Below are 12177 nucleotides of genomic sequence, written 5' to 3' on the forward strand. Positions count from 1 at the left end.
AACAGGGTGGTACGGTCTGCGCGCGGGGCAGGCCGACGGCCTTCTCGCGGCCTCCGTGACAACAGCACATCGAAGACCGCCTGATCGGGGGCGGGCGGCGGATGCGCATTCCGGCCCCAGGGCCGAAGAAAGGAGCACTCGTGCCCCTCCGCCCAACGAAATCCCGCCTCATCGGCATGGCCGCGCTGGCCGCGCTGGTGACCGGCGTCCTCCCGGCGGCGAACGTCCAGGCGGCGTCGAAGCCGACGATCTCCAAGGACCTGTTCGGCACCCTTTCCGACGGCACGAAGGTCTGGCGCTACACCCTCAGCAGCAACGCCATCAGCGTCAAGATCATTACGTACGGCGGGATCGTCCAGCGGGTGGACGCCCCCGACCGGCACGGACACCGCACCAACGTCGTCCTCGGCTTCCCCAAGCTCGACGACTACGTCGCCAAGAACAACCCGGGACCGTACTTCGGGGCGCTCATCGGCCGGTACGCCAACCGCATCGCCAAGGGCACCTTCACGCTCGACGGCAAGACCTACCACCTGCCGATCAACAACGGCCAGAACAGCCTGCACGGCGGCCCGAAGGGCTTCGACACCAAGGTCTGGACCGCCACGCCGGGTACGGGCAAGGACTCCGTCTCGCTGCGGCTCGACTACACCAGCCCGGACGGCGAGATGAACTACCCGGGCACGCTCAAGGCCAGCGCGACGTACACCCTCAGCGGGCACAACCTGCGCATCGACTACCGGGCCACCACCGACAAGGCCACGATCGTCAACCTGACCAACCACTCGTACTTCAACCTGGCGGGTGAGGGGTCCGGCGGCATCTACGACCACCGGCTGATGCTCAACGCGAGCCGCTACACGCCGGTCGACTCGACGCTCATCCCCACCGGGAAGCTCGACCCGGTCGCCGGCACGCCGATGGACTTCACCAAGCCGACGCCCATCGGCGCGCGCATCCGCAACAACTTCCAGCAGCTCGCCTACGGCCAGGGCTACGACCACAACTGGGTGCTGGGCGGCTCGGGCTTCCGTCTCGCCGCGGAGGTCAGCGAGCCGACCAGCGGCCGGGTGCTGAAGTTGTACACCGACCAGCCCGGCATCCAGTTCTACTCGGGCAACTTCCTCGACGGCACGCTGTACGGCACGAGCGGCCGGCAGTACCGGCAGGGAGACGGCTTCGCGCTGGAGACCCAGCACTTCCCCGACTCGCCGAACCACGCGAACTTCCCCTCCGCGGTGCTGCGCCCCGGACAGACGTACCGGACGGCGACGGTCTGGTCGTTCTCGGCCAACTGACCCCGCTCGACACCGGGCCGCCCGCGTCGAGCGGCGGCCCGGTGCCGCCGTCCAGGGCCGGTCTCGACGTCGCCGCGCAGAAGGACGGCGGGGCTTTGAGACAGGCCCTAACCGAGGCTCCAGAGGCGTACGGTCGCGTCGTCGCCGCCGGTCGCGAGTGTCCTGCCGTCGGGGGAGAAGGCGACGGCGTCGACGACGCCCGCCTGCGGGGTCAGCGTGGTGATGGGCCTCCCGGTCAGGGCGTTCCACAGCAGGACGGCGTCGCCTCCGGCGCAGGCGAGGATCCGGCCGTCCGGGCTGAACGCCACGCCGTTGACGCGACCGGGGAGGCTGGGCAGGGACGCGACGAGCCGGTGGGTCACGACGTCCCACAGCCGGACGCGGCCGTCATAGCCGCCGGCCGCGAGGATCCGGCCGTCGGGGCTGAACGCCATCCCGACGACGAGTGACGTCAGCCGGGTCACGATGACGGGGTGGTCGGGCCGCGCGGTGTCCCACAGCCGGATGGCCCAGGTGCCGGCCGTGGCCAGGGTGTTCCCGTGCGGGGCGAAGGCTGCGGTGAACATGCTCTCGTCCCGGGTGGGCAGCGTGCCGGCCGAGCGGTGGTCCGGGACGTTCCAGAGACGGACGGCGTCGCCCGCGCTCGCGAGGAGCCCGCCGTCCGGGCTGAAGGTCAGCGCACCGACGCTGTTGCCGTGCGTGTCCATGGTCGCGACGCGCGTGCGCTCGGCGGTGTTCCACAGGAGCACCTTGCCGTCGTACCCCGCGGTGGCCAGCGTGCGCCCGTCCGGGCTGAACGCCGCGGCGAACACGTCGTACGCGTGGCCGGTGAGGGTCGCCACCTGGCGCCGGTCGGGCAGATTCCACAGCCGTACGGAGTGATCCGCGCCGCCGGTGGCGAGGGTGCGCCCGTCCGGGCTGAAGGCCACCGTGTAGATCTCGCCCGGGCCCGCGGTCAGCGCGGCGTCGAGACGCGGGACCGTGCTCGCGGGACGCGGCGGCCGGGAACGCCGCGCGACGTCGTGCGTCTGGCCGGGCACCGTCAGCAGGGTGAGCGCGAGGACGGCCACCGGGGCGGCCACCAGCAGCGTGAGGTGGCGTCCGTGCCACGTCCGCTGCCCGTGAAGTCGGCCATGAGGTCGGCCGGGAGGTCGGTCGGGGTCGGTTGGTCGGGGAGAATAGGGGTCGGTTGGTCGGGGAGAGTAGGGGTCGGTCCGCCGGGGAGACACGCGCACGCCGCGCTGCGGACGAGTCGTCTCGGGGAGGGCCGCCCAGGATCGGCGACGGCCCCGGCCTATATGCGAACGGCGACCCTCAGCCTCCCGGGTCGGCATCGGCAGGGCGCGCGGCCCATCGGCGTACGCCCCGCCGAGGAGGGGCCACGCGGGGTCGGCGATCGCGGCCAGGAGCTCCGCCGCCGCATCCGCGCCGATGCGGCCGACGATGTCCTTGCGGAGCAGGCCGTCCAGGACCGGGGCGAGCGGGCCCGCGTGCGGCGCGGGCGCCGGCTCCTCGGTGACGATCGAGTGCAGCACCGCGTTGGTGTTCGGCCCGGTGAACGGCCGGCACCCCTCCACGGCGTAGAAGAGCGTGGCGCCGAGCGACCACAGGTCCGACGCCGGGACGGCGGGCTCGCCGCGGGCCCGTTCGGGCGCCAGGTAGGCGGGGGCGCCCATGACGATGCCGGACTGGGTGAGTCCGGGGTCGCCCTCCACGGTCGCCAGCCCGAAGTCCCCGAGCACCACCCGGCGCCCGGCGACGAGGACGTTGCCGGGCTTGACGTCGCGGTGCAGGACGCCGGCCCGATGCGCGGCGCGCAGGGCGTCGACTAACTGAAGCCCGATTTCGGCGACCCGCTCCGGGGGGAGCGGGCCGTCCTCTCGGATGAGCTCCCCGAGCGACCGCCCCTCGACGAACTCCATGATGATCCACGGATCGTCCCCGTCCTCGACGACGTCGTGGACGGTGACGACGCCGGGGTGGTCGAGCCGGGCCGCCGAGCGGGCCTCCTGGAGTGTGCGCCGACGCTGCTCCGCACGCTGCTCTTCGGTGAAATACGAGGGGAGGAACAGCCGTTTGGCAGCGACGTCGCGGTCCAGGCGCTCGTCGCGCGCCCGCCACACCACCGCGAAGCCGCCACGGCCGACCTGCTCGATGAGACGGTACTGCCCGGCGATCAGCCGCCCTCGGCCTTCCGGCATGGAAGGACGATAACCGTCGTCGAGGCCCGGGAGATAGGGGCTTTGGGCCGGTCTTCTCCGGCGGGCCGCCGACCGCCGCAGCCGCGACGGCCGGCGGTCAGGCGTCACGGGGCGAGACTCGCGTACACGACCACGTCGCGCCGGTAGTGTCCCGACGCCGGGTCGAACGCACCGCCGCAGGTGATGAGGCGCAACTGCGGGTCGGGGGTCGCCCCGTAGACGTCCTCCGTCGGGAACTCCGTCTTCGGGTACGACCCCACACGGTCGACCGTGAAGGCCACGACCCGGCCCGTCGCGTCGGTGACCTGGATCCGGTCGCCCGGCCGCAGGGACCCCAGCCCGGTGAAGACGGCCGGGCCGGTGCGGGAGTCGACGTGTCCCGCGATCACGGCGGGCCCCGGGGCACCCGGACGGATGCCGTCACCGAACCATCCGGCCCGCGCGGGATCCCGAGGCGGTTGGAGGCGGCCGTCCCGGTCCGTCGGCAACCGCTCCAGGATGGTCCGCACACCGAGGGCGGGGATCCGCAACATGACCGGCTCGGCGTACGCGCCCGCCCGGCCACCCGGCTCACCGGCGGCCGTCCGTCCCCCGGCCGGAGGGGCGACGGGCGAGAGGGCCGCGGGCGGTTCCCCGGCGGCCGGCCGGACGGCGGCCGGCGGAGTCTCGGCCCGCGGCGCGGCGGGCGGCAGGACCCCGGGCAACGGAACCTGGGACGACGGGACTTGGGACGACGAGACTCCGGGTGACGGGACTCCGGGCGACGGGACTCGGGGCAACCGAACCCTGGGCGACGGGACTCCGGTCGGCGGGCCGTCGGGCGACGCGACTTCGGTCGGCGGGGCGGCGGCGGGCGCCGGAGCCTCGGCCGGTGGACCGCCGGGCAGCGGGATCAGCCGGGCGGAGGCCGCCCACGGCGGCGGTGCGACCGCGCCGGCGAGGCCGCCGAGGCCCGTTTCGACGCTGCCGCGCGGCGTCCGGCGCGGCGCCGTGGCGTCGCGCAGGTCGAGTAGCCGGGGCGCCGATGGCCCGTCGAGCACCACGAGCGTGTGGATGGAACCGGGGCGCAGCGACAGCCGTGCCGTCAGCGGATCCCCGGACGCGCTCGCGACGCGAACGGTCGTCGTGCCCGCCCGCATCGAGCGGTACGCGGTGACGGAGGGGAACCGGAGGCCGTCGGCGAGCGGCCGGTCATCGGCGGTGACGGTCACCGCCGGCCGTTTGAGCGAGGCCTCGATGACGCGCAGCGCCGAGCGTCCGGGCGGCACGGCGAGTGCGTCGTCCAGGACCTTGAGGCGGATTCCCTTGTACGGGCCGAGGCCGGCGACGGTGTAGGCCTCCCGCGCACGGACGCGGACGCGGGCCGACAGGACCGGCGGGCTGGACGCAGCCGCGTCGGCGGGCCGCATCGCGACGGTGTAGGCGCCGCCGCTGAGCCGCTGGTACGGCGAGAGGTCGCCGTAACCCACGTGTTTCAGGACCAGCCGCGGTGTGGTCCGTCCCGCGGCGTACAGGTAGACATCGACGGCGGGCGTGTCCGGCGACAGGTGCGCGAGCCGGAGGTAGCCGTCGCCCGGGGCGGCGAGAGCGGAGGACGACCCCGGCAGCACGACACCTAAGACGGTGACGGCGACGAGGACGGAGCCACGCCTGATGAGGCTCCGGCCGGACGGCTGCGGGGGGCGGGTGGTCATGGACGGTCTCCTGACAGGCTCGCGCCCACGACCGGCGCGGGCTGATGACATCGACGAGAGAGCGGACGCGACCGGGATGACGGGTCGGTTCGGCTCTGCGTGAAGTCTTCCTCACGGATTGCCGTCATGTCCCGTGATCGGGCTGATGCCCCCCTCCCGCGCTGGCCGCACCCGGCCGCGATCGGGCCGGTGTCCCCACCCCCCGGGTCGGCGACCGGTGGCGGGCATGCGCCGCGGCCGGTCGCCGGAGTCCTGCCGTCGTTCAGCCGCCGTTGATGAGCTTCATGGCGAGGTCCGGGCTGAACTGGCCGGCCGGGATGCCCTTGCCGACGCCGCAGGGTCCGTCGGAGTCGCCGGGGACCTTGACCCACAACAGCATCTCCGCGCCGCCGCCGGTGCGGGACGGCGTGCCGAGCTTGCGGCCCGCCGGGTTGCACCACTCGCCGTTCTTGGAGCCCTTGCCGTTCCGGCTGGTGTCGACGACGAAGTGGCGCGTGTAGCCGTACTTCGACTTGAGCGCCGCGTTGACGGCCTTCGCGTACGAGGCCGACTGGGCGGTCGTGTAGTAGTTGGAGACGTTGACGGCGAAGCCGCGGACGCTGCCGACACCCGCGGACCGCAGCCGCTGCGCCATTGTGGCGGCCGGGATCCACTTGGCGTTTCCGGCGTCGAGATAGGCCCAGGTATTGGGCGCCTTGGCCTTGAACTGGGCGGCCGCATAGCTCAGCAGCGACAGGCGTGTCTTGCGCTCGCCGTCGTTCGGCAGGCAGTCCACCTGGGCCACGGCGTCCGGTTCGATGACGACGACGGCGGGCCGGCTGCCGATTCCCGCGGCGAACTTCGCGATCCACGTCCGGTACGCCGCGGCGCTCCCGGCGCCGCCCGAGGACGCTCCGCCGCAGTCCCGGCCCGGGATGTTGTAGGCGACGAGGATCGGCAGCTTCTTCTTGGCCTTGGCCGCGGCCGTGTAGCCGGAGACGGCCTTGGTGATGTCGCCGCTCCAGTTGCCGAACCAGCGAGCCATCGGCTTGGTGGCGATGGAGGCGTTGATGCGCTTCGCCCGTGAGTCCCCGCGGTGGTTCTTGACCCAGGTGGCGGGGTTGGAACCCGGGTCGACGTAGAAGCCCCTGGTCGACGTGAGGGGGCTCCCGGCGGCCGTGACCCCTTCGGCCGGGTCGGCGGCCCGTTCGTGTCCGGCGGTCGCGCCGGCCGGATGACCGGACGAACAGGACGTCGCGAGTGCGGCCAGGGCCGCGAGCGCGACGATGCCGTCGCGGCGCAACGCGCGTGTCATGCGTTTCCTCCTCAGCGGATGCCCCCGAGACAGCGTTTTTGATCTTGAGGGACCCTAGCGGCCGTGTCGGCCGGATTCCGAGATATCGCCCAAAAGACCGCCCGCCCCTCGGGGCCGGGCGGTGACGGAGCGTGGCCGCCGGGCCGGGCGGCGACCTCGGCGGCCACGCTCCGCCCTTCCAGTCGCCTGGGGGCGTGAGAAGGTTGCCGCGAATTTTTCTTGCGTCACAGAAACGGTCATACGTCTCATTAATCACGCACCGTGACGAATGAGTGAGTACCGGGATGGCCCAGGGGGGCTATTGCCACGAACGCGGCATCTGTGGTGCCATTTGAGCCGGTTAGGGATCTTGAATCTGATTCATGTAATGCCCGCGGATACCGGTGAGGCCCTTCATGCGTTCCCCCAAGCGTTCCGGCAGGTGGTCCCTGCGGACGAGGCTGCTGGTGATGGTCCTCGTGCCCCTCGTCTGTCTGGCCGGGCTGTGGGCGTTCGCCGCGTTCCTCACGTCGCGTGACGCTCTGAACAAGTACGAGGCGTCGACCGCGTACAACAAGGTCGCGCTGCCCGGCGCCGCCCTGTCGGCGATGCTGCAGCGTGAGCGCGTGGCCTCCGCCGTCCTGCTGAGCACCCACGGCCGGCAGGGACGGGACGAGGTCAACGAGGGCCGGGCCGCCGCCGACGCCGCGCAGGCGGCCCTCCGCAAGTCGGTGCTCTCGGAGAGCGCCCGGCGCTCCATCAGCCCCACGACCGAACAGCGGCTGAGTGACCTGTGGACGCAGCTCGACGGGCTGTCCGGCCTGCGCGGTCAGGTCGACTCCGGGTCGCTGGACAGCCTGCGGATGATCGGTGACTACAACACGCTGATCGAGTCCGTGATCCGGGTGTTCAGCACCATGATCGTCATCAACGACTCCGAGATCTACCAGCAGGGCACGGCGCTGGTCTCCTCGACCATGGCGCGCGAGCTGGTGATGCGCGAGGACGCCATCGTGACCTCGGCGCTCGTGGGCAGGCACAAGCTCACCGCCCCCGCGTACGCGATGTTCACACAGAGCGCGTACAACGAGCGCTACCTCTTCGACGCGGCGCGCGCGGAACTGAAGCCCTCGCTGCGTACGCCGTGGGACGAGGTCGCCGACTCCGAGGCCTTCACGACGTTCCGCGCGCTGGAACAGGCGATCATCGACTCGCACGGCGGGCGGCTGCCGGCGCAGACGGCGGCCGGGTGGCAGCCCACGGTGACCCCGCTGATGACCTCGTGGGCGAAGGCGACCATCGACGCCGGTACCGCGCTGACCAACGAGGCCAAGCCGATCGGTGACCGGATCGTCCTGCTCCTCTACCTCGCCGCGGGCATCGGTCTCTTCGCCATGGCGATCTCGATCCTGGTGTCCGTGTTGTTCGGCCGTGCGCTCACGCGGGAGATGTCCGGCCTGCAGCGCGCGGCCCTGAACCTCGCCGAGGAACGGATGCCGAAGGTCATCAAGCGGCTGCGCGCCGGCGAGGAGGTGGACGTCGCCGCCGAGAGCCCGCCGGTGGAGGCCGGCAGCAGCAAGGAGGGCTCCCGGGTCGCGGACGCCCTGACCACCCTGCAGCGGACCGCCGTCGAGGCGGCCGTGGGCGAGGCGCGCCTGCGCAAGGGGATCAACCAGGTCTTCCTCAACCTCGCGTGGCGGAACCAGTCGCTGCTCCACCGCCAGCTCGCCATGCTCGACACGATGGAGAAGCAGGCGCGCGACCCGGACGTCCTCGACGACCTGTTCGCCCTCGACCACCTCACCACCCGGATGCGGCGCCACGCCGAAGGCCTGGCGATCCTGTCGGGAGCAGCGCCCGCCCGCGGCTGGCACAACCCCGTGGGGATCCGCGACATCCTGCGGGCGGCGGTCGCCGAGGTCGAGGACTACACGCGGGTGGACGTCGAGGCCGCCACGCCGGCCGCGCTCGACGGCGCCATCGTCGCCGACGTGACGCACCTGCTGGCCGAACTGCTGGAGAACGCCACGGCGTTCTCCCCGCCGACCACGCAGGTGCAGGTCCGGGGTGAGCTCGTCGCCCACGGCTACGCCGTCGAGATCGAGGACCGGGGCATCGGCCTGAACGACGAGGAGCTCGCCGAGGCCAACGGGCGCCTGTCGAACCCTCCGGAGTTCGACCTGCTCGACAGCGACCGGCTCGGCCTGTTCATCATCGGCCGGCTCGCCGAACGGCACGGGATCCGCGTCACCCTCGGCCGGTCCCCGTACGGGGGCGTCCGGGCGGTCGTGCTGATCCCGCCGGAGCTGGTGGCCGGTGACGACGACGGCGACTACGAGCAGACCTGGGCCGACGAGTCGCCCATCGACGCGGCCTGGCATTCCGTCGTGCAGGTCGAGCCGCCCGTCGAACCGCCGCCCTCGCTGACCGCGCCGCTTGAGCTCGCGGCCCCGGCGATCGACCACTGGGCCGACGGCCCCGTGTGGTCCGGCGGGGGTGCCTGGGGGGCCCCGGACTTCGCCGCGCCCGGCTGGGCGGGTGAGGACATCCAGACGCCGCACGAAGGCTGGACCGACGACGATGCGCCCGAACTGCCGAAGCGTGTCCGCCAGACCAATCTGGCGCCCCAGCTACGCGACGAGTCGACCTGGTCCGCGCCGCCGGCCGGCGGCGCCGCCACGACCCGTCCGCCGGAGGAGACCCGGTCGCTGATGTCATCCCTGCAGCAGGGGTGGCAGCGCGGCCGCGAGGCTCCGGACCTGGACGAATGACCGGCGAAGGGGGAGTGGGCGAATGCTGGATACGACCGGTGAGCTGAACTGGTTGCTCGACGATCTGGTGGGACGCGTCGCGCGTGTGCGGCAGGCGATGATCCTCACCGGGGACGGGCTGCCCATGGGCATGTCCCGCGGGCTGGACTCGGCGGAGGCCGAGCGGTTCGCCGCGCTGGCGGCCGGACTCCACGGGCTGGCGCGTACGGTCAGCGAGCGCGTCGAGGGCGGAGGCATCCGCCAGACGGTCATCGAGCTGGAGAAGGCGTTCCTGTTCGTGGTCACGGCGGGAGACGGCACGTGCCTGGCGGTCGTCAGTGAAGGCGACGCGAACATCGGGCTGATCGCGTACGAGATGGCGCGGCTGGTCAAACGGGTGCGGCGTCACCTGGCCACCACCGCGCGGTCGACGGCCGGCAGACCGGACGGAATGCCGGGGGGAGCGTGATCCCCGTTGACCGCGCCCAAGCGGCGGTGGTTCGACGACGCGGCGGGCCCGATCGTCCGACCCTACGCGGTGAGCCGGGGCCGGACCCGGGAGTACGGGGAGACGCTGGACCTGCTGGCCGTCATCGTCGGCCGGGCGCCGGCGCGGGAGGACCGGCGGTGGCTGGATCCGGAGCACCTGCGGCTGCTCGGCCTGTGCCGGCGGCCGGTGACGGTGGCCGATCTCTCCTCCGACCTCGGACTGCCCCTCGGCGTCGTCCGGGTCCTGCTGGGAGATCTTCACTACTGGGGCTTGATCAGCGTGCGGCCTCCGCAGGCGCACGTCTACGCGCACGACGAACGGATACTCAGGGCAGTGCTCAATGAGCTATACACACTTTGAACCGGCCGTCGCCACGCCGGAGTCGCCGGTGGCCATCAAGATCCTCGTCGCCGGAGGGTTCGGAGCGGGCAAGACGACACTGGTCGGCACGGTCAGCGAGATCCGGCCGCTGCGCACCGAAGAGGCCCTCACGAGCGCCGGGGTCGGCGTCGACGACACCTTCGGGGTCGCGGGCAAGGAGACCACGACGGTCGCCATGGACTTCGGGCGCATCACGTTCCGGAACAACGTGGCGCTCTACCTGTTCGGCACCCCCGGGCAGCAGCGCTTCTGGTTCATGTGGGACGAGCTCGCCAAGGGCGCGGTCGGCGCGGTGGTCGTCGCCGACACCCGGCGGCTCGCCGACAGCTTCGCGGCGATCGACTACTTCGAGCAGCGCGGGACGCCGTTCGTGGTGGCCGTCAACTGCTTCGACGCCGCTCCGCGGTACGACGTGCACCGGGTCCGCGCGGCCCTCGACGTCGACCCCAGCGTGCCGATCATCCTGTGCGACGTACGGCGCCGCGAGTCGGCCAAGCTGGTGCTGGTCTCGATCGTCGAGCACGCGCTGCGGCTCGCCGGCCGACGAGCCCCGGTGAGGTGACGGCGCGCCGACCGGCGCCGCGGGGACCAGACGGACGATTCACTATGTCGCCTTCTCGGCCGTGAGCGGCCGGGCCTTGGAGGCCCGGTGGTCACGCCTCGTCGCGCTCCCCGTCGCGGCTGGCTGTCGTGTCGGGGGCGCATCACCCCGGTCCCTGCTGGAAGGCTTGGGATCGGGGTCGGGCATGGTGACAAATGCCCACGCCGTGCGCGCCCGCTGGCGGACGTTCACGGCGGCGATGTCGTCGGCCAGGCCAGCGAGCCCGCACGCGACGCACAAGAATCGGCCCCGGGTGGGGCGGTTTTTGCGGGAGACGTGCCCGCACCACGAGTTAGGGCACGTCTGGGAGGTGTAATGCGGGTCCACCTCGAGGTACGGCACCCCGGCGCGGCGGGCCTTGTAGTGCAGGAAGGTGCCGAGCTGATGGAACGACCAGGACGAGAGCGTGGCCCGCTGGTGCCGCTTGAGCCGGACCCGGTCGCGGATCCCGTCCAGGTGCTCGACGGCGATACCGCGTCCGGTGCGTTGGGCATCGGCCACGATCTGCTTGCTGATCTTGTGGTTCTCGCCTGTGGCGTGCCGACTCTCCCGCTGCCGGCGTTTGGCCAGCCGCCGCGCGGCCGACCTGGATCCAGCCGCCTTCTTGGCCTGCAGCTCGGCCCGCCGCCGCGCTTGGGCCCGCCGGTACCGCTTCAGCGCCTGGCCCTGATGGTTGTCCCCATCACTGGTGGTGGCCAGGTTCTCGATCCCCCGGTCCACACCGATCCAATCGACCGGTTCGCACTGGGTGGCCTCTGCGATCTCACACGTGGCGTACAGGAACCACGTACCGTCCCGCAGCACCAGGTCGGTTTCGCCCTTGCGGTGCTCGGCCAGGGTCTTCAGATGGGACGGCTTACCGGTGAAGCCGATGCCCTGCAGCCGGCCCGCCGTGGTCCAGATCGACACCGTCCGGGCATCGTATTGCCAGCTGAGGCAGCGGTCATCGAACGGGTGGGCGGCGTCTGCGCGGAACGCGATCGGCTCGGAAGTGGCCTTGCGCCGCCGTTTGCACCCTTCCGGGCCGAGCCACCCGGCCTTGATCAGGGCGTGCAGCGCGGTGTAGGCGTCGGCGGTCTTACGGATCACATGCAACGCAGGCTGCGCAGACAGCCCGCATGCCTTCAGCTCGGCGTACAGGAGTTTTTGCAGCCCGGCCCGGGAGAACACCCTCTGCTCGAACGCCGTGACCGACACCCGATTCGCAGCCGCGTTGCAGGCGTGCAAGGTCGCCGCCAGCGCCGCCGCCTGCTCAGGCGTCGGCAGCAGCTTCACCTGCACCACCAACTTCACAGTCAGTGACAATACAAGTGCATACCGACGTCGGTGTGTGACTCCACGAATTCAACAGCGGGCGTCTCCACCCGTCGCCTCCGCCAGGAGTTCCCCGCCCACATCCGCAAGTACCTGTGGGGCGATCACTTCTGGTCCCGTCCTACTTCGCCGCCTCCTGCGGCGGCACCCACTACCGATCATCAAGGAGTGCATC

The 12177-nt window shown here is 71.8% G+C and carries 9 protein-coding genes; 5 read left to right on the top strand and 4 right to left on the bottom strand.

The window, feature by feature from the left end:
- Nucleotides 1-140 precede the first annotated feature (140 nt).
- Entirely contained in the window at nucleotides 141-1298 is a 1158-nt protein-coding gene (locus ACQP2O_RS17445) for an aldose epimerase family protein (RefSeq protein WP_433185729.1), read from the top strand.
- 107 nt (nucleotides 1299-1405) lie between these two features.
- Here the strand turns inward: ACQP2O_RS17445 and ACQP2O_RS17450 are convergent, their stop codons facing one another.
- From ACQP2O_RS17450 to ACQP2O_RS17460, 3 genes are all read right to left on the bottom strand, one after another.
- Nucleotides 1406-3499, bottom strand: coding sequence for a WD40 repeat domain-containing serine/threonine protein kinase (locus ACQP2O_RS17450; RefSeq protein ID WP_433185731.1), 2094 nt, complete (start codon nucleotides 3497-3499; stop codon nucleotides 1406-1408).
- 104 nt (nucleotides 3500-3603) lie between these two features.
- On the bottom strand, nucleotides 3604-5193 hold the full coding sequence (locus ACQP2O_RS17455) for a class F sortase (protein ID WP_433185733.1): 1590 nt from the start codon (nucleotides 5191-5193) through the stop codon (nucleotides 3604-3606).
- 262 nt (nucleotides 5194-5455) lie between these two features.
- Complete coding sequence (locus ACQP2O_RS17460; protein ID WP_433185736.1) at nucleotides 5456-6487, bottom strand: glycoside hydrolase family 6 protein; 1032 nt, start codon at nucleotides 6485-6487, stop codon at nucleotides 5456-5458.
- Nucleotides 6488-6882: 395 nt separating this feature from the next.
- On the opposite strand from ACQP2O_RS17460, the gene ACQP2O_RS17465 reads away from it, so the two are divergent.
- From ACQP2O_RS17465 to ACQP2O_RS17480, 4 genes are read left to right on the top strand one after another with little or no spacing between them, the layout of a single operon-like run.
- A complete protein-coding gene (locus ACQP2O_RS17465) occupies nucleotides 6883-9237 on the top strand; it encodes a sensor histidine kinase (RefSeq protein WP_433185739.1) in 2355 nt (784 codons plus the stop codon).
- 22 nt (nucleotides 9238-9259) lie between these two features.
- On the top strand, nucleotides 9260-9685 hold the full coding sequence (locus ACQP2O_RS17470) for a roadblock/LC7 domain-containing protein (protein ID WP_433185742.1): 426 nt from the start codon (nucleotides 9260-9262) through the stop codon (nucleotides 9683-9685).
- Between the two features lie 6 nt (nucleotides 9686-9691).
- On the top strand, nucleotides 9692-10066 hold the full coding sequence (locus ACQP2O_RS17475) for a DUF742 domain-containing protein (RefSeq protein ID WP_433185744.1): 375 nt from the start codon (nucleotides 9692-9694) through the stop codon (nucleotides 10064-10066).
- Complete coding sequence (locus tag ACQP2O_RS17480; protein ID WP_433185747.1) at nucleotides 10047-10649, top strand: GTP-binding protein; 603 nt, start codon at nucleotides 10047-10049, stop codon at nucleotides 10647-10649. The genes ACQP2O_RS17475 and ACQP2O_RS17480 overlap by 20 nt, the downstream gene beginning before the upstream one ends.
- A gap of 42 nt (nucleotides 10650-10691) precedes the next feature.
- Here ACQP2O_RS17480 and ACQP2O_RS17485 read toward each other — a convergent pair whose 3' ends face one another.
- Entirely contained in the window at nucleotides 10692-11981 is a 1290-nt protein-coding gene (locus tag ACQP2O_RS17485) for an RNA-guided endonuclease InsQ/TnpB family protein (RefSeq protein ID WP_433185750.1), read from the bottom strand.
- Nucleotides 11982-12177 lie beyond the last annotated feature (196 nt).

Source organism: Actinoallomurus sp. CA-150999 (assembly GCF_050942425.1).
In the GTDB taxonomy this organism is placed as follows: Bacteria; Actinomycetota; Actinomycetes; order Streptosporangiales; family Streptosporangiaceae; genus Actinoallomurus.

Bases quoted from the DNA above. Each gene is read 5' to 3' on its own strand.
- ACQP2O_RS17450 (WP_433185731.1), bottom strand. From the start codon at position 3,499: ATGCCGGAAGGCCGAGGGCGGCTGATCGCCGGGCAGTACCGTCTCATC.
- ACQP2O_RS17470 (WP_433185742.1), top strand. From the start codon at position 9,260: ATGCTGGATACGACCGGTGAGCTGAACTGGTTGCTCGACGATCTGGTG.
- ACQP2O_RS17480 (WP_433185747.1), top strand. From the start codon at position 10,047: ATGAGCTATACACACTTTGAACCGGCCGTCGCCACGCCGGAGTCGCCG.
- ACQP2O_RS17465 (WP_433185739.1), top strand. From the start codon at position 6,883: ATGCGTTCCCCCAAGCGTTCCGGCAGGTGGTCCCTGCGGACGAGGCTG.
- ACQP2O_RS17460 (WP_433185736.1), bottom strand. From the start codon at position 6,487: ATGACACGCGCGTTGCGCCGCGACGGCATCGTCGCGCTCGCGGCCCTG.
- ACQP2O_RS17455 (WP_433185733.1), bottom strand. From the start codon at position 5,193: ATGACCACCCGCCCCCCGCAGCCGTCCGGCCGGAGCCTCATCAGGCGT.